Origin of the sequence: Methylobacterium sp. WSM2598 (genome assembly GCF_000379105.1) — a bacterium.
Taxonomy (GTDB): domain Bacteria; phylum Pseudomonadota; class Alphaproteobacteria; order Rhizobiales; family Beijerinckiaceae; genus Methylobacterium.
Window position 1 is genome coordinate 5,193,331 of the sequence record NZ_KB900609.1, and the last position, 16,274, is coordinate 5,209,604.

Consider the following 16,274-nt stretch of genomic DNA (forward strand, 5'->3'; position numbering starts at 1 on the left):
ATGCTGGTGTCCAGCACGTCCGCCAGCACGGGCGCGGCTGCCAAACCCGCGAGGTCTCACGCCCCCTCCATCGAGACTGCGCCAGGCCGGACAGACGCCGGGAAGCGATCGCTGTTCAGCCTCTCAGGCCCGGGTGCGGGCCGCGAGACCGACCAGCGCCCCGGCGAGGCGCTCCGGCCCCGCCACGGCGACGCAGCGCCCGGGCGTGAAGGCCCGCACCAGCGCCGGGGGCGGCGCCGGCGCCAGCGCGAGGGCGAAGGCGCCGACGCCGCGCGCCGCGAGCGCCCGGCAGGCCATCCGCGCATCCTCGCCGAGGATGCGCGGATGGCCGGATCGTGCACGTCGATGTCGGAGGGCTCGCCGTCGGTGAGCAGGATCACCGCCCCGCGTCCCGGCGGCAGGCTGCGGCCGGCATGGCGCAGGGCCGCGCCGAGCCGGGTCGATCCGGCGGGCGCGAGCCCGGCGAGGCGCGGCCAGGCGGCGGCGGGCGGCTCGTCCCAGCGCTTGATCCAGGCCACCCGCACGTCGTGGCGCCCCGCCGAGCGGAAGGCCTGGATCGCCACCGGCCCGCCCGACGCGGCGAGCGCCCCGAGCAGGGCCGCGGCCGCGCCCCGGGCCGCGTCGATCACCCGCCCGCCCCGGGGCAGCGGGTCCCCCATCGAGCGCGAGGCGTCGACCACCAGGAGCAGCGGCACGCCCTCGGCCCGGCGCAGGACGCGGGAATAGACCCGCGGATCGGGCGCCCGGCCGGCCCGCAAGTCGGCGAGCGCGTCGGTCGCCGCCGCGAGGTCGAGCTCGTCGCCGTCGATCCGGCGCCGCATCCGCCGCGGCCGGCGCGGGCGCATCGCCGCCAGGGCCGCGGCGAGGCGCGGCTCGGACGGCGTCGGGCGGCCGAGGGCCGGCGCGGCCGGCTCCTCCCGCAGGCTGACCCAGCCCGGCCGGGCGCGGCGGATGCGGCGGTCCCATTCGGGATAGCGCCAGACCCGGCCGCCCGGCCGCGGCGGCAGGGCGTCGGCGGCGGGCGCGTCGGCCCCGTCGCCCGGCCCCGGCTCCCGCTCCGGGCGGGCGGCGGCCTCGATCTCCCGCCGCTCCCACATTCCCGCGTGGTCGTCCCGGTAGGCGGGCTCGCTCCACCCCGCCCGCGGGCCGAAGGGGAGCCGCATCTGGCCGAGGTCGTTGCCGAGCCGGTCGCCGAGGCGGCGGCTGAGGCCGGGATCGGCCCAGGCCCGGGGATCCGCGTAGAACAGGGCCCGGCCCCGCGCCACGAAGGCGTCGGGATCGGGGTGGTCCGGATCGAGGAGGGCCCGGGCAAGGCGCGCCATCAGCCCGGCCGCCGTGCCGGCCTCCTCCGCCGCGCCCGCGTGGAAGGGGCGCCAGAGACGGACCAGCCCCGGCCGCTCGCGCAGGGCCAGGGCCTCGACCCGCGCATCCTCGATCAGCGAGACGAGGGCGATCTGGGTCGGGCGCAGCCGGCCGACCGGGAAGCGCCCGCCCCCGAAGGCGAGGTGGGCGCCGAGATGGGCGAGGCTCGCCTCCGCGAGCCGGTCGTCGCGGGCCGCCGCGGGCGCGGCGCCGTGCGGCAGGCGCAGGGCCGCCTCGTCGAAGGTCGGGCGCTGGGGCGGCGCGTCGGGGGCCGGGGCGGGCAGGGACAGGATCGGGTGGCCGCGCCCCCAGAGCGCCCGCAGCAGGGCGGCGCGGCGGCGCTCCCCCGCCGGGGCGGCCGCCGTCACGGCACCTGCGCGGCGATGCAGGAGGCGAGCGCGTCCCGCAGGGCCGGGTCGTCCGTGAGGGGCGTGGCGACCGCGAGCGCGCAGGCGGGCGCGAAGCCGATCCCGCCCGCGATCAGCCGCCCGGCATGGATCAGCATCCGGGTCGAGGCGCCCTCCGCCAGACCCTCGGCGACCAGCGCCCGCGAGGCCGCGCCGACCCGCACGAGGCGCTCCGCCACGGCCGGGCCGATCCCGGCCTCGCGCCCGACGATCTCGGCCTCGACGGGGGCCTCCGGATACGCGAAGGCGAGGGCGCCGAAGCGCTGCTTGGTGGATTCCTTGAGGTCCTTCTGCGCCGCCTGGTAGCCCGGATTGTAGGAGAGGCAGAGCAGGAAGTCGGGGTGGGCCGGCACCACCTCGCCGCTGCGCTCCAGCGGCAGGATGCGCCGCGCATCCGCCAGCGGGTGGATGGCCACGATCGTGTCCGCCCGGGCCTCCACCACCTCGTCGAGGTAGCAGATCGCGCCCTGGCGCACCGCGCGGGTGAGCGGCCCGTCGTGCCAGACCGTGCCCCCGGCCTCCAGGAGCCAGCGGCCGACGAGGTCGGCGGCGCACATGTCCTCGTGGCACGCGACGGTGACGAGGGGCCGCCCGAGGCGCCAGGCCATGTGCTCCAGGAAGCGGGTCTTGCCGCACCCGGTCGGGCCCTTGAGGATCATCGGCAGCCGCGCCGCGTAGGCGGCCTCGAACAGCGCGACCTCGTCGCCGACCGGGCGGTAATAGGGCTCGCTGCGCAGGAGGGGATCGGTGAGCAAGGACGGGCCCGTGCGGGAGGAGGGGGGAGAGGACCGGGGCGCCCCGGCGCCTCAGCGGTGCGGCGCCTCGCCCTCGCCCACGAGCGGGATCCCCTCGATCGGGCATTCGGGCGTGCCGACGCTCGCCCGGGTGATCGCCCGCACGGCGTCCCGGGTGGCGTCCGGATCCTCGATCCAGCGCCGGTAGAAGTCGTAGGGGCAGGCCGCCATCCCGTGCCGCGCCTCGCCGGAATTGATCATCCCGGTGTAGCCCCGGTGCAGCAGCTTGAAGAGGTGGTTCTCCGACTGCCAGTTGGCGCGCGCGTCGCGGATCAGGAACTTCGACAGGGCCGCGTACTGGATGCCGTTCTCCTCCTCGCCGCACTCGCCCAGGGTCCGCCCGTCGAAGCCGACCAGGGCCGAGTGGCCGAAATAGGTGTAGACCCCGTCGAAGCCCGAGGCGTTCGCCACCGCCACGTAGACGTTGTTGGCGAAGGCCATCGCCTTCGACATCAGGATCTGCTGCTCCTTGGCAGGGTACATGTAGCCCTGGCAGCGGATGATCAGCTCCGCCCCGCGCATCGCGCAGTCGCGCCAGATCTCCGGGTAGTTGCCGTCGTCGCAGATGATCAGGCTGACCTTCAGCCCCTTCGGCCCCTCCGAGACGGAGGTGCAGTGGCCCGGGTACCAGCCCTCGATCGGCACCCAGGGCATGATCTTGCGGTACTTCTGGACGATCTCGCCCCGGTTGTTCATCAGGATGAGGGTGTTGTAGGGCGCCTTGTGCGGGTGCTCCTCGTGGCGCTCGCCGGTGAGCGAGAACACGCCCCAGACCTTCGCCTTGCGGCAGGCCTCGGCGAAGATCGCGGTCTCCTCGCCGGGAATGCACGACGCGGTCTCGTACATCTCGGCGGCGTCGTACATGATCCCGTGCGTCGAGTATTCCGGGAACACGATCAGGTCCAGGCCTGGCAGGCCGGCCTTCACGCCCACCACCATGTCGGCGATCTTGCGGCAATTCTCCAGGACCTCGGCCTTGGTGTGCAGCCGCGGCATCTTGTAGTTGACGACCGCGACGCCGACGCTGTCGTGGCTGCTGGAAATGTCCCCGTGATGCATGGCGTGTCTCCCGATCGAACGCGCGTGCGGACGAGGCGCGGCCCCTTCCCGGGCGGGAGAGGGGCCGCGCCCGGATCGTCAGTGGCTGATCATCCACGGCCGTGCGGCCGGGAAGCTCTTGGCCGGGCTGCCGTTGGCCGAGCCGCTCTTGGCCGAGCCGCTCTTGGCCGAGCCGCTCTTGGCTAGGCCGCTCTTGGCCGAGCCGCCGGCCGCCTTCCCGGGCGCGCAGCAGCCGCAGCCGGCGCCGTGGCTGCGCCGGGGGGCGTGGCGGCTGCGCTCGTTGGCGGCGTGCGCCGCCCTCACCCCCGCCTCCATGCCGGACAGCCGCGGCGCCGTCAGGAAGGCCCGCTCGCACGATTGCCCGCAATCCGGGCAATCGTGCGGGTCGCGGAACTGCGCCATCGGCCGCAGCACCGTGAAGGGGCCGCAGCTCTCGCAGGAATAGTCGTAGACCGGCATCTCACGTGTCCGGCGAGAGCGGCATCTGGACCGAGCCGTCGAGGAACTTCTGGGGCCCGGCCGCGCTCGGATTGATGTCGAACTCGAAGATGCCGGTCGGCAGCCAGAGGGTGGCGCAGGCGTTCGGCACGTCGACGACGCCCGAGACGTGGCCCTGCACCGGCGCCGTGCCGAGGATCGAGTAGGCCTGCGCCCCCGAATAGCCGAACTTCTTCAGGTACTCGATCGCGTTGAGGCAGGCCTGCCGGTACGCGACGGTCACGTCGAGGTAGTGCTGGCCGCCGCTCTCGTCGACCGAGATGCCCTCGAAGATCAGGTAGTCGTCGTAGCGCGGGGTGATCGGCGAGGGCTTGAAGATCGGGTTCTTGATCCCGTACTTGGCCATGCCGTCCTTGATGACGTCGACCCGGAGGTGAACCCAGCCCGCCATCTCGATGGCGCCGCAGAAGGTGATCTCGCCGTCGCCCTGGCTGAAGTGGAGGTCGCCCATCGAGAGGCCGCCCCCGGGGACGTAGACCGGGAAGTAGACCTTCGAGCCGCGCGACAGGTCCTTGATGTCGCAATTGCCGCCGTGCTCGCGGGGCGGGACGGTGCGGGCGCCCTCGGCCGCCGCCTTGTCCTTCGCCTCGCCCTTGAGCCGGCCCATGTGGGCGGTCGGGCCGAAGGGCGGGTTGGCGAGGCCCGGCACCCGGGTCGGGTTGGTGGCGATCAGCGCGGTCTCGCGCGCGTTCCAGGTCGCGAGCAGCTTCGGGTCGGGCAGGCAGCCGATCAGGCCGGGATGGATCAGGCCCGGGAAGCGCACGCCCGGCACGTGGCGCGACCTGGTGAACAGGCCCTCGATGTCCCAGATCGACTTCTGGGCCAGCGGGAAGTGGTCGGTGAGGAAGCCGCCGCCGTTCTTCTTGGAGAAGAAGCCGTTGAAGCCCCACAGCGAATCCGGCTTGGCGCCGATGTCGAGCAGGTCGACGACCAGGAGGTCGCCCGGCTCCGCCCCCTCGACGCCGACCGGGCCGGACAGGAAGTGCACGATCGACAGGTCGATGTCGCGCACGTCGTCGGCCGAATCGTCGTTCTTGATGAAGCCGCCGGTCCAGTCATAGGTCTCGATGATGAAGTCGTCGCCCGGCTTCACCATGGCGACCATCGGGATGTCCGGGTGCCAGCGGTTGTGCACCATGTCGTTTTCGTAGGGCGACTGGGTGAGATCGACCTTGATCAGGGTCTCGGGCATTTCCTGCGAGGCTCCTCAGTGGGGTTGGATCGAGGGCAGGCGCTCTCCCTCCGGCGCCGGGTTCGCCCCGGGCCGGCCCGTCCTGCCGTCTCTCGGTCATCCGGCCGGGGCCGGATCCTTGCGCCGGCCCGGGGCCGTGCGTGCCGCCGGGCCTCCGTCAGACGGAGAGGAAGCGGGCGACCTTGGCCTCATCGACGTCGGCGCGCCGGTCCTCATGCACGATCGCGCCGTTCTCGATCACCAGCACCCGGTCGGCGACGTCGAGGGCGAAGCTGAGCACCTGCTCGGAGACGACGATCGCGAGGCCGCGCTCGTCGCGGATGCGCTTCAGCGTCCGGCCCATCTCGCGGATGATCGAGGGCTGGATGCCCTCGGTCGGCTCGTCGAGCAGCAGCACCTTCGGCCGGCTCGCCAGCGCCCGCGCGATGGCGAGCTGCTGCTGCTGGCCGCCCGAGAGGTTGCCGCCGCGCCGGCCCTTCATCTCCAGCAGCACCGGGAACATCTCGTAGAGGTCGCCCGGGACCCGGCTGCTGCCGGTCACGGTGAGCCCGGTCTCGATGTTCTCCTGCACGGTCATGGCCGAGAAGATCATGCGCCCCTGCGGCACGTAGGCGAGGCCGGCGGCGACCCGCTGGAAGGTCTTGAGGGCGGTGACGTCGCGCTCCCCGATCCGGATCGTGCCCGATCGCGCCGGCAGGATGCCCATCAGGGTCTTCATGAAGCTGGTCTTGCCCATGCCGTTGCGGCCCATGAGCGCGACGATCTCGCCCGGCGCGACCGCGAGGTCGATGCCGTGCAGCACCTCGCTCTGGCCGTAGGCCGCGTGCAGGCCGGTCACCGCGAGGAGGGGGGCCGGGCCGACCTGCGGGCCGGCCGGCGGCGCGGCGGGCGGGGTGGCGATGGCGGTCTCAAGCATGCGCGGCCTCCCTCAATGCCCGAGATAGACTTCGACCACCTTGGGGTCGTTCTTCACCCGCTCCATCGAGCCCTCGGACAGGACCCGGCCCTGGTGCAGCACGGTGACCCGGTAGGCGATGTCCTCGACGAACTTCATGTCGTGCTCGATCACCAGCACCGACCGGCCCTTGATGATCTGGTGCAGCAAGTCCGCGGTCTTCTTGCGCTCGGCGACGCTCATGCCGGCGACCGGTTCATCGAGCATCAGCAGCTCCGGGTCCTGGATCAGCAGCATGCCGATCTCCAGCCACTGCTTCTGGCCGTGGCTGAGGTATTCCGCGCGGGCGTCGAGGTGATCCTTGAGGAAGATCATCTCGGCGATCTCGTGGACGCGGTCGCGCACCGCGGCGTCGCGCTTGAAGGTCAGCGCTCCGAACACCGTGCGGCCGCGCGGATAGGAGATCTCCAGGTTCTCGAACACCGTGAGGTCGTCGTAGATCGAGGGCGTCTGGAACTTGCGGCCGACGCCGGCCAGCACGATCGCGCTCTCCGACATGCGGGTGAGTTCCTGGCCGCGATACTTGATCGAGCCGGAGGTCGCCTTGGTGCGCCCGCAGATCAGGTCGAGGACGGTGGTCTTGCCGGCCCCGTTCGGGCCGATGATCACCCGGATCTCGTTCGGGTCGACGTAGAACGAGACGTCGTTGACCGCCTTGAACCCGTCGAAGGAGACGGTGAGGGCCTCGACCGCGAGGAGGAAATCCTGCTGGCCGGGGGCGGCGGGGACGTGAGCGGCGTTCATCCTGCGATCTCCTATTCGGCCGGGGCGCCGTGCGGCAGCGCGGCCGGGAGGACGGGGGCGCCGGGTTTGGCGGGATGGGGTTTGGCGGAGAGGCGCGGCGCGACGAACTGGCGCCAGATCCCGGCGAGCCCGTTCGGGAAGGCCAGCACCACCCCGATGAACAGCGCGCCGAGGCCGAACAGCCAGAGTTCGGGAAAGCTCTCCGAGAAGCTGGTCTTGGCCCAGTTGACGAGCAGCGTGCCGTAGACGGCGCCGAACAGCGACAGGCGCCCGCCGACCGCGGTGTAGATCACCATCTCGATCGACGGCACGATGCCGACGAAGGACGGCGACATGAAGCCGACCTGCAGGGTGAACATCGCCCCGCCGATCGCCGCGAAGGCCGCCGCGAGGCAGAAGGCGAAGATCTTGAAGCTCGCCACCGAGTAGCCCGAGAAGCGGACCCGGTCCTCCTTGTCGCGCATGGCGACCAGGATGCGGCCGAGCTTCGAGCGCTTGACGTATTGCGCGGCCAGGATGCAGGCGATCAGGAGCCCGCCGTTGACGAAGTAGAGCACGCTCTTGGCGTGGTCGGTGCGGATGTCCCAGCCGTGGAGCGTGCGCAGGTCGGTGATGCCGTTGATGCCGCCCGTGTAGCCCTGCTGGCCGACGATCAGGATGGTGAGGATCGCGGCGATCGCCTGGGTGATGATCGCGAAGTAGGTGCCGCCGACCCGCCGCTTGAACATCGCCGCGCTGATGACGAGGGCGAACAGGGTCGGCACCGCCACCACGGCGAGCAGCGTGAGCGGCAGGGAGTGGAACGGCTTCCAGAACCAGGGCAGGGCCGTGACCTGGTTCCAGTCCATGAAGTCGGGGATGCCCGGCGTCGACTGGATCTTGGTGTTCTCGACCGAGGAGGCTTCGAGCTTCAGGTACATGGCGATGCAGTAGCCGCCGAGCCCGAAGAACACCCCTTGGCCGAGGGACAGGATGCCGCAATAGCCCCAGCAGATGACGAGGCCGAGCGCGACGAAGGCGTAGGTGAGGTACTTGCCGACGAGGTTGAGCCGGAAGATGTCGAGGGCGAGCGGCAGCACCACCAGGATCAGGGCGGCGAGGACGGCGAGGCTCGCCCACTCCATCGGCTTCATGAAGGCGTTGTCGTTGAGGGTCGGGGATGTCATGTCGTCGGGACTCCTCAGCGCCGGACCTTGAGGGTGAACAGCCCCTGCGGCCGCATCATCAGGATCGCCACGACGCCGAGCAGCGTGAGGACCTTGGCGGTCGAGCCGGAGAGGAAGAATTCGAGGGTCGACTGGGTCTGCGAGATCGAGAAGGCCGACGCGATGGTGCCGGCGAGGCTGGCGGCGCCCCCGAAGACCACGATCAGGAAGGTGTCGACGATGTAGAGCTGGCCGGAGGTCGGCCCCGTCGAGCCGATCATCGTGAAGGCCGCGCCCGCGATGCCGGCGATGCCGCAGCCGAGGCCGAAGGTGAGGCGGTCGACCTTGTCGGTGTCGATGCCGACCGCGCCCGCCATGACGCGGTTCTGCATCACCGCGCGCACCCGCTTGCCGTAGCCGGAGCGGAACAGCAGCAGCGCCACCGCGAGCGTGATCAGGGCGGTGACGCCCATCACGACCATGCCGTTGATCTGGATCTCGATGGTCTCGGTCGCCTGGACCGAGCCCATCATCCAGGAGGGCAGCTCCACGCCGACCTCGCGGGCGCCGAAGATCGAGCGGTAGGCCTGCTGCAGGATCAGCGACAGGCCCCAGGTGGCCAGCAGCGTGTCGAGCGGGCGCTTGTAGAGGTGCCGGATCAGCGCCCACTCGACCAGCATCCCGAGCGCCCCGGAGGCCAGGAAGGCCAGCCCCATCGCCACGAAGAACGAGACCGGGAACAGGCTCGGCAGGTGCGACTGGAAGACATTCGAGCACAAATAGGTCATGTAGGCGCCCAGGATCATGAATTCCCCGTGCGCCATGTTGATCACGCCCATCTGCCCGAAGATGATGGCGAGGCCGAGGGCCATCAGGACGTAGACCGAGAACAGGATGAGGCCGGCGAAGCCCTGCATCGCGAAGATCGAGCCGAGATCGCCGAGCGAGTAGTCACCGAACATGGGCGGGCTCCGGGACGGAGGGGGGCGCTGGGGGAGGGCGCGGGCGGCGCGGCCCCCCGCTCCGGGGCTGGAGGAGGGGGCTCGCGGGGCGGGCGGCGCGCCTACTGGTAGCCGACCGGGAACGGGTTCGGCTCGATCAGGTCGGCACTCTCGTAGACCACCTCGAACTGCCCGTCCGCCTTGGCGAGGCCGACGCGCGTCTTCGACCACAGGTGGTGGTTCGGGTGGATGCGCACGTAGCCCTCGGGGGCGCCCTTGAACTCGACGCCGGCCGAGCCCGCCGCGATCTTGTCGACGTCGAACGAGCCGACCTTCTCGGCGGTCAGCTTCCACAGGTACGGGCCCAGGTAGGCCGCCTGGGTGACGTCGCCGATCACCGTCTTCTCGCCCCACATCTTCTTGAAGGCGGGCACGAACTTCTCGTTGTTCGGGTTCTTCAGGGATTGGAAGTACTTCATGCAGGCGTAGGCGCCGGCGATGTTCTCGCCGCCGATGCCGTCGATCTCGTCCTCGGTCACCGAGATCGTCATCAGCACCTGCTTCGACAGGTCGATGCCGGCCGCCTTGAGCTGCTTGTAGAAGGCCACGTTCGAGCCGCCGACTACGTCGGCGAAAATCACGTTCGGCTTCGTCAGCTTGATCTTGTTGATTACCGAGTTGAACTGGGTGTGGCCGAGCGGGAAATACTCCTCACCGACGACCTTGCCCTTGATCACGTTCTCGACGTGCTTGCGGGCGATCTTGTTCGAGGTGCGCGGCCAGATGTAGTCCGAGCCGATGAAGAAGAAGGTCTTGCCGCCCTTCTCCTTGGCGACCCAGTCGAGGCCCGCCAGGATCTGCTGCGTCGCCTCCTGGCCCGTATAGATGACGTTCTTCGATTCTTCCAGTCCTTCGTAGAAGGTCGGATAGTAGAGCATGCCGTTGTACTGCTCGAACACCGGCAGCACCGCCTTGCGGGAGGCCGAGGTCCAGCAGCCGAACACCGCCGCGCACTTGTCGTTGACGAGCAGCTTCTTGGCCTTCTCGGCGAAGGTCGGCCAGTCGGAGGCGCCGTCCTCCTGGATGATCTTGATCTTGCGGCCGAGCACGCCGCCCTCGGCGTTGATCTGCTCGATGGCGAGCTTCTCGGCCTGCTGCGCGCCGGTCTCGGAGATCGCCATCGTGCCGGTGACCGAGTGCAGGATGCCGACCGTCACCTCGGTGTCGGTGACGGCGAGCCCGGTCGTGTTCACCGCGGAGGTCGGGGGGGCGGCCAGCGCGAGGCGGGGCAGGGCCGCCACCGCCGGCACCGCGGCCAGCCCCATCAGCAGCCGGCGCCGCAGCGCGGATTCCAGGCCCCGGTCGTTCTCGTCTGCCATCGCTCGTCCTCTCCTGAAGGCTCGCGGGGCCGGCCCGTCCCGGGCGGTCCGCGCCGCGACCGGAGCGGAGGCTAGGCGGCGTTGTGCGACGCAGCATATACGCTGTTTTGCGTATACCGCTGCGCCATGACCCTGCGCAGGATTGCGCGCTGCCCCCGTCGCGCGCGGACGCCAAGTCCCGATCGGGGTGGGGAGCGGCGCGCCGCAGGCGTGCATTTGCGGAAGCGTGTCGTAGATTGCGCTGCAGCAAGCGCGGCCTGGAGGCACATGCAGGGACGACAGCGCATCATCCCGGTCCGGCGCGATTACAACCGGTGGGTCGCGAACGAGACGCTTGAGGATTTCGCGCTGCGCTTCACCGCCAAGCGCGCCCGGCGCTGGTCGGTCCTGCGCGTCGCCCAGACGGCGCTCGGCTCGGTCGCCTTCCTGGCGCTGGAGGCGATCGGCGGCACGCTGATCCTGGCCTACGGCTTCACCAACACGATGGCGGCCATCCTGGCGGTCGGTCTCGTGATCTTCCTCGCGGGCGTGCCGGTGAGCGCCACCGCGGTCCGCCACGGGCTCGACGTCGACCTCCTCACCCGCGGGGCGGGCTTCGGCTATATCGGCTCGACCCTGACCTCGCTGATCTACGCGAGCTTCACCTACCTGTTCTTCGCCATCGAGGCCGCCATCATGGCGCTGGCGCTGGAACTCTGCCTCGGCCTGCCGCTGCCGGTCGGCTACCTGGTGAGCGCGCTCGCGGTGATCCCCCTCGTCACCTACGGCATCGCGCTGATCAGCCGGTTCCAGCTCGTCACGCAGCCGGTCTGGCTCCTGCTGAACCTGCTGCCGCTCGCCTTCATCGCGGTCGCGGCGGACCGCCCCGTCGAGGCCTGGATGGCGCATGCGGGCCTCGCGGGGGCGCGGGGCGAGGGCTTCGACCCGCTGCTCTTCGGCGCCGCCTGCGGGATCCTGTTCTCGCTCCTCGCCCAGGTCGGCGAGCAGGTCGACTTCCTGCGCTTCGTGCCGCCGCCGCAGCCGAACCGGGAGCTGCGCTGGTGGGCGGCGGTGCTGGGGGCGGGGGCCGGCTGGGTCGTGCCGGGCATGCTCAAGATCCTGCTCGGCTCCTTCCTGGCGGTGCTGGCGCTCGGCCAGGGCGTGCCGGCCGAGCGGGCGAGCGAGCCGACCCAGATGTACGCCGCGGCCTTCGGGTACGGCCTGCCGGCCGGCGGCGCGATCCTGGTCACCGGCCTGTTCGTGGTGATCTCGCAGCTCAAGATCAACGTGACCAACGCCTATGCGGGCTCGATCGCGTGGTCGAACTTCTTCTCGCGGCTCACCCACAGCCATCCGGGCCGGGTGGTGTGGCTGGTCTTCAACGTCGCGATCGCGCTCCTGCTGATGGATCTCGGCATCTACAAGACGCTGGAGCGCACGCTCGGGCTCTACGCCCTGGTGGCGGCGGCCTGGATGGGGGCCCTGGTGGCCGACCTCGCGGTCAACAAGCCGCTCGGCCTCTCGCCGCCCGGCATCGAGTTCAAGCGCGCCCACCTCTACGACGTGAACCCGGTCGGCACCGGGGCGATGGCGCTCGCCTGCCTCGTCGCCTTCCTGGCCTATGCGGGGCTGCTCGGGGCGGGGCCGCAGGCCTTCGCGGCCTTCATCGCCCTCGGCACCGCCTTCGCGGCGGCGCCGCTCATCGCCTGGGCGACGGACGGCCGCTACTACTTCGCGCGCCGGCCGCGGCGGCACTGGCAGCGGCGCGGCGAGATCACCTGCGGCGTCTGCGAGCACAGCTTCGAGCCCGAGGACATGGCCTATTGCCCGGCCTATGCGGTGCCGATCTGCTCGCTGTGCTGCTCCCTCGACGTGCGCTGCGGCGACCTGTGCAAGCCGCACGCCCGGCTCTCCGCCCAGGTGAGCCACGTCGCGGCGCGGCTCTCGCCCCGCGTCGCGGCGGTGGTCGAGTCCCGGCTCGGGCGCTACGCCGGCATCATGCTGGCGCTCTGCGCCGCCGCCGGGCTGATCCTCGGCGTCGTCTACGCGGAGGCGGCGCACCGCGCCCCCGCGCACGGCGCCGTCCTCGCCCAGGCGCTGGAGGCGGTGTTCTTCGTGATGGCGGTGATCTTCGGCGTGGTGGCGTGGCTCTTCGTGCTGGCGCAGGAGAGCCGCCGCGTCGCCCAGGAGGAGACCGCCCGCCAGACCGCCCTGCACCGGGCCGAGATCGCCGCCCACAAGATCACCGACGCCAAGCTCCAGAAGGCCAAGGAGGCGGCGGAGGCCGCCAACCTCGCCAAGAGCCGCTACGTGGTGGGCATCAGCCACGAGCTGCGCACGCCCCTTAACGCCGTGCTCGGCTACGCGCAGCTCCTGGAGAACGACCCGGCGATCCCGCCCCAGCGGCAATCGGGCATCCGGGTGATCCGGCGCAGCGCCGAGCACCTGTCGGGCCTGATCGACGGCCTGCTCGACATCTCGCGCATGGAGGCCGGCCGGCTCCAGCTCCACCGCAACGCGGTGCGCCTGCCCGACTTCCTCGACCAGATCGTCGACATGTGCCGGCCGCAGGCGGAGGCGGCGGGGCTCGAGTTCCGCTTCACCCGGCCGGCGATCCTGCCCGCCCTCGTCGCCACCGACGAGAAGCGCCTGCGCCAGATCCTGCTCAACCTGATCTCGAACGCCATCAAGTTCACGGCCCGGGGCCATGTCGGCCTCGACCTGACCTACCGCAACCAGATCGCCGAATTCGCCGTGACCGACACCGGCTCCGGCATCCCGGAGGCCGACCTGCCGCGCATCTTCGAGCCCTTCGTGCGCGGCACGCTGCCGGCGGCGACCAGCACGCCCGGCACCGGCCTCGGGCTCACCATCGCCCATCTCCTGGCGCAGGTGATGGGCGGCGAGATCACGGTGGCGAGCGCGCTCGGCCGCGGCAGCACCTTCCGGCTGCGCCTGATGCTGTCCTCGCTCGCGGAGAGCGGCCGCGCGGCCCCCGCCGAGGCGCCGGTGCGGGGCTACGCGGGGCGCCGCCGCACCATCTTCGTCGTGGACGACGATCCCGCCCACCGCGACCTGATGCGCGAGATCCTGACGCCCCTCGGCTTCACCCTGCTCTCGGCCGCGGACGGGCCGTCCTGCCTCGACCTCGCGGCGGGCTGCCGGCCGGACCTCTTCCTCCTCGACATCGCCATGCCGGGCATGAACGGCTGGGAGCTCGCCCGGCGCCTGCGCGCGGAGGGTCACGGCCCCGCCCGCATCGCCATGATGTCGGCCAACGTCCACGAGATCAGCCCGGTGCGGGGCGAGGACGCGCCGCACGACGCGATCATCGCCAAGCCCTTCGACCTGCGCGACTTCCTCTCCCGGATCCAGGCCCTGCTCGGCCTCGACTGGATCACCGCCGAGGCGCCCCCCGTGCGGACCGGCCCCCGGCGCGCCGCGCCCGAGCAGGTGGCCGAGCTGATCCGGCTCGGGCGCATCGGCCATGTCCGGGGCATCGAGGCGAAGCTCGCCGAGATCGAGGCCGAGACGCCCGCGCCCTTCGTGGCGGAGCTGCGGGGCCTCGTCCAGGCCTACGACCTGCCCCGCTACATGGCGGTGCTGGAGGGGATGCGCGGCGATGCCTGAGCCCGGCCGCGACGTCATCCTCGTCGTCGATGACTCGCCCGAGACCCTGAGCTTCCTCACCTCCGCCATCGAGGCGACGGGCGCCACCGTGCTGGTCGCGGTCTCGGGGGAGGCGGCCCTGACCCTGGTGCAGGAGATCACCCCCGACATCATCCTGCTCGACGCGGTGATGCCGGGCCTCGACGGGTTCGAGACCTGCCGCCGCCTCAAGGCCAACGCCGCCCTGGCCCACGTGCCGGTGATCTTCATGACCGGCCTGTCGGAGACCGAGCACATCGTGCGGGGGCTGGAGGCGGGCGGCGTCGACTACGTCGCCAAGCCGATCTCGGCGACCGAGATCCTGGCGCGCATCCGCGTCCACCTCGCCAATGCGCGGGCGGCGCAGAGCGCGCGGCTCGCCCTCGACAGCGCCGGGCGCTACCTCTTCGCGGTCGACGGGGCGGGTTCGGTGCGCTGGTGCACGCCCCAAGCGGCGCGGCTCCTGCGCGACCTCGCGGAATCCTCCGCGGCGGGCGACCCGGCGCTGCCGCCGGCCGCCCGGGCCTGGCTGCGGGCCGCGGCGCCCGGGCCCGTGGCGCTCGCCACCCCGGACGGGCGGCGCCTGCAGCTGAGCCGCATCGGCCAGGTCGGGGGCGACGAGATCCTGCTGCGGCTCGCCCTCGACGGGGGCGGCGAGATCGAGCGCCTGCGCCGGGCCCTCGGCCTGACCCAGCGCGAGGCCGAGGTGCTGCTCTGGGTCTCCCGCGGCAAGGCGAGCCGCGACATCGGCGAGATCCTGTCCCTGAGCCCCCGCACGGTCACCAAGCACCTGGAGCAGGTCTACGCCAAGCTCGGCGTCGAGAACCGCACCTCGGCCTCGGCCCTGGTCGTGCGGGCGCTGCAGGAGCAGGGAGGCTGAGCCCGGCCCGAAATCGGACGACCGCGCGGGCTGCCCCTGCCGCGCGCGACCCCCGACACCGGATCCCCGGCGCGGTGGCCGGTCGGGCGCGGCGCCCTCACATGACATCCGGTTGATTGCTTCGCCATCTCCCATTTCGGCAAAGCGGATGTCGGCGTCGCTCGGGCGCCGCGCAGGCTTGGGATACGGGACCCGCGTCGATCAAGCGGATCCCGGATCAATCCTCCGGCTCGACGCAGGTCTTCATGAAGAGCTGGCGCGCCTCGCCGCGCAGCCGCTTGGCCTCGGCCTCGCCGCGGCACTGGGCGAGCACCGCCGGGTCGACGCCCGGAAAGCTCTCCTCGCCGGCGGGTTCGGGGCGGCCGGCCGGCTTGGCCGGTGCGTTCCTGGCCGGGGCGTCCTTGGCGAGGGTGTCCTTGGCGAGGGTGTCCTTGGCGAGGGTGTCCTTGGCGAGGGCGTCGTTGGCCGGGGCGGCGGACAGGCCGGCCAGGAGGGCGGCGGCGGCGAGCGCCGAGCGGGAGTGCGTCATCGACCATGCTCCGAGCGTCCGGGGGCCGGCGGCGGATTCCCGCGCCGGCCCCGCCAGGCGGGCGCATGCTCGGAGGCGTCTGTGGCGAAGGTTCGGCGCGGGCGCCGCGCGGCGCGTGCGCCGCGGCACGGCCGTCCGGCCCGGCGCGCGGGAGAGTATCCCGGTCAGCCACCGGGGCGTCGGGCCCCGGGACAGCCGCCGCGCGAGGCTCCGATGCGACACGGATTGCATTCCGCCCCGGTTCTTCCGCCCGCCGCCGAGCCGCCCGCCCCGGCGGCCCGCCCGGCCAGCCCGCTTCCCGCCTTCCTGACGCCCCGCCCGCCGCTGCGCCGCTTCGGGAGCGCGTGGGACGCCGTCCTGTCGGGGATCGCCGACGGTCTGGCCGAGCGGCTGCGGCCCGAGCCGCTCGCCGAGGCGCCCGCCCTCGTCCGCGAGGCGCACCGCCTCGTCCGCGAGCCGCCCGCCCCCGCGGCGGGGCCGGCGGGGCGCACCGAGCCGGCGTGAGGTCAGGGCCGGGCCGGCCAGCCGAGGTCGGCCCCCGCCATCATGCTGACGGGCACGCCCGGCCGGCCCCGCGCCGGGTTCGGGCCGCTGGGCGCCGGGGGAGTGACGGCCAGCAGCAGCAGGCAGAGCAGCCCCACCGCGGTGAGGCCGAGGATCCCGCCGACGAGATCGGCCCATTTCTCGAGCCGGGTGATGACGAACAGCCCCGCCGCGAACACGGCGGTGACGATCAGTGGGAGCAGCGGCGACGGCGACACC

The 16,274-nt window shown here is 72.1% G+C and carries 15 protein-coding genes; 3 read left to right on the plus strand and 12 right to left on the minus strand.

Annotated elements, in window-relative coordinates; all coding sequences use genetic code 11:
- Nucleotides 1–56 precede the first annotated feature (56 nt).
- The 10 genes from MET2598_RS37295 to urtA form a co-directional block, all read right to left on the minus strand.
- Complete coding sequence (locus MET2598_RS37295; RefSeq protein ID WP_051086528.1) at nucleotides 57–1,730, minus strand: VWA domain-containing protein; 1,674 nt, start codon at nucleotides 1,728–1,730, stop codon at nucleotides 57–59.
- Entirely contained in the window at nucleotides 1,727–2,524 is a 798-nt protein-coding gene (locus tag MET2598_RS0124520) for a CbbQ/NirQ/NorQ/GpvN family protein (RefSeq protein ID WP_012330579.1), read from the minus strand. Before MET2598_RS0124520 ends, MET2598_RS37295 begins: the two co-directional genes overlap by 4 nt.
- Before the next feature lie 51 nt (nucleotides 2,525–2,575).
- Nucleotides 2,576–3,622, minus strand: coding sequence for an aliphatic amidase (locus MET2598_RS0124525; RefSeq protein WP_018262691.1), 1,047 nt, complete (start codon nucleotides 3,620–3,622; stop codon nucleotides 2,576–2,578).
- 78 nt (nucleotides 3,623–3,700) lie between these two features.
- Nucleotides 3,701–4,081: an FmdB family zinc ribbon protein gene (locus MET2598_RS0124530; protein ID WP_018262692.1), complete on the minus strand. Its 381-nt coding sequence runs from the start codon at nucleotides 4,079–4,081 to the stop codon at nucleotides 3,701–3,703.
- 1 nt (nucleotide 4,082) lies between these two features.
- Nucleotides 4,083–5,312, minus strand: a complete 1,230-nt coding sequence (gene fmdA / locus MET2598_RS0124535; RefSeq protein WP_018262693.1) for a formamidase — start codon at nucleotides 5,310–5,312, stop codon at nucleotides 4,083–4,085.
- A gap of 157 nt (nucleotides 5,313–5,469) precedes the next feature.
- Nucleotides 5,470–6,228: an urea ABC transporter ATP-binding subunit UrtE gene (urtE, locus tag MET2598_RS0124540; protein ID WP_018262694.1), complete on the minus strand. Its 759-nt coding sequence runs from the start codon at nucleotides 6,226–6,228 to the stop codon at nucleotides 5,470–5,472.
- A gap of 12 nt (nucleotides 6,229–6,240) precedes the next feature.
- Nucleotides 6,241–7,011 carry an urea ABC transporter ATP-binding protein UrtD gene (urtD, locus tag MET2598_RS0124545; protein ID WP_018262695.1) on the minus strand — a complete coding sequence of 257 codons (771 nt, stop codon included), beginning with the start codon at nucleotides 7,009–7,011 and terminating at the stop codon, nucleotides 6,241–6,243.
- A gap of 11 nt (nucleotides 7,012–7,022) precedes the next feature.
- A complete protein-coding gene (gene urtC, locus MET2598_RS0124550) occupies nucleotides 7,023–8,177 on the minus strand; it encodes an urea ABC transporter permease subunit UrtC (protein WP_018262696.1) in 1,155 nt (384 codons plus the stop codon).
- Nucleotides 8,178–8,191: 14 nt separating this feature from the next.
- Nucleotides 8,192–9,118 (minus strand): urea ABC transporter permease subunit UrtB, encoded by a 927-nt coding sequence (gene urtB, locus MET2598_RS0124555; protein ID WP_012330572.1) that lies wholly within the window; start codon nucleotides 9,116–9,118, stop codon nucleotides 8,192–8,194.
- A 101-nt stretch (nucleotides 9,119–9,219) separates the two neighbouring features.
- Nucleotides 9,220–10,476, minus strand: coding sequence for an urea ABC transporter substrate-binding protein (urtA, locus tag MET2598_RS0124560; protein ID WP_018262697.1), 1,257 nt, complete (start codon nucleotides 10,474–10,476; stop codon nucleotides 9,220–9,222).
- 267 nt (nucleotides 10,477–10,743) lie between these two features.
- Between urtA and MET2598_RS0124565 the strand changes: the two genes are divergently transcribed.
- Together MET2598_RS0124565 and MET2598_RS0124570 are read left to right on the plus strand one after the other, a co-directional pair.
- Nucleotides 10,744–14,085, plus strand: coding sequence for an ATP-binding protein (locus MET2598_RS0124565; protein WP_018262698.1), 3,342 nt, complete (start codon nucleotides 10,744–10,746; stop codon nucleotides 14,083–14,085).
- The gene (locus MET2598_RS0124570) at nucleotides 14,078–14,983 is read left to right on the plus strand and encodes a response regulator transcription factor (protein WP_012330569.1); all 906 of its coding nucleotides are present in this window, start codon (nucleotides 14,078–14,080) and stop codon (nucleotides 14,981–14,983) included. Before MET2598_RS0124565 ends, MET2598_RS0124570 begins: the two co-directional genes overlap by 8 nt.
- Before the next feature lie 217 nt (nucleotides 14,984–15,200).
- On the opposite strand, the gene MET2598_RS0124575 is transcribed toward MET2598_RS0124570, so the two are convergent.
- The gene (locus tag MET2598_RS0124575) at nucleotides 15,201–15,512 is read right to left on the minus strand and encodes a PsiF family protein (RefSeq protein ID WP_018262699.1); all 312 of its coding nucleotides are present in this window, start codon (nucleotides 15,510–15,512) and stop codon (nucleotides 15,201–15,203) included.
- Between the two features lie 213 nt (nucleotides 15,513–15,725).
- On the opposite strand from MET2598_RS0124575, the gene MET2598_RS43465 reads away from it, so the two are divergent.
- Nucleotides 15,726–16,016 carry a hypothetical protein gene (locus MET2598_RS43465; RefSeq protein WP_265576513.1) on the plus strand — a complete coding sequence of 97 codons (291 nt, stop codon included), beginning with the start codon at nucleotides 15,726–15,728 and terminating at the stop codon, nucleotides 16,014–16,016.
- Between the two features lie 2 nt (nucleotides 16,017–16,018).
- Here the strand turns inward: MET2598_RS43465 and MET2598_RS0124585 are convergent, their stop codons facing one another.
- Nucleotides 16,019–16,273 (minus strand): hypothetical protein, encoded by a 255-nt coding sequence (locus MET2598_RS0124585; protein WP_012330566.1) that lies wholly within the window; start codon nucleotides 16,271–16,273, stop codon nucleotides 16,019–16,021.
- Nucleotide 16,274: the final 1 nt, after the last annotated feature.

Coding starts and splice junctions, on each gene's coding strand:
- MET2598_RS0124525 (WP_018262691.1), bottom strand. CDS start 3,622: ATGCATCACGGGGACATTTCCAGCAGCCACGACAGCGTCGGCGTCGCG.
- MET2598_RS0124530 (WP_018262692.1), bottom strand. CDS start 4,081: ATGCCGGTCTACGACTATTCCTGCGAGAGCTGCGGCCCCTTCACGGTG.
- fmdA (WP_018262693.1), bottom strand. CDS start 5,312: ATGCCCGAGACCCTGATCAAGGTCGATCTCACCCAGTCGCCCTACGAA.
- urtE (WP_018262694.1), bottom strand. CDS start 6,228: ATGCTTGAGACCGCCATCGCCACCCCGCCCGCCGCGCCGCCGGCCGGC.
- urtD (WP_018262695.1), bottom strand. CDS start 7,011: ATGAACGCCGCTCACGTCCCCGCCGCCCCCGGCCAGCAGGATTTCCTC.
- urtC (WP_018262696.1), bottom strand. CDS start 8,177: ATGACATCCCCGACCCTCAACGACAACGCCTTCATGAAGCCGATGGAG.
- urtB (WP_012330572.1), bottom strand. CDS start 9,118: ATGTTCGGTGACTACTCGCTCGGCGATCTCGGCTCGATCTTCGCGATG.
- urtA (WP_018262697.1), bottom strand. CDS start 10,476: ATGGCAGACGAGAACGACCGGGGCCTGGAATCCGCGCTGCGGCGCCGG.
- MET2598_RS0124565 (WP_018262698.1), top strand. CDS start 10,744: ATGCAGGGACGACAGCGCATCATCCCGGTCCGGCGCGATTACAACCGG.
- MET2598_RS0124570 (WP_012330569.1), top strand. CDS start 14,078: ATGCCTGAGCCCGGCCGCGACGTCATCCTCGTCGTCGATGACTCGCCC.
- MET2598_RS0124575 (WP_018262699.1), bottom strand. CDS start 15,512: ATGACGCACTCCCGCTCGGCGCTCGCCGCCGCCGCCCTCCTGGCCGGC.
- MET2598_RS43465 (WP_265576513.1), top strand. CDS start 15,726: ATGCGACACGGATTGCATTCCGCCCCGGTTCTTCCGCCCGCCGCCGAG.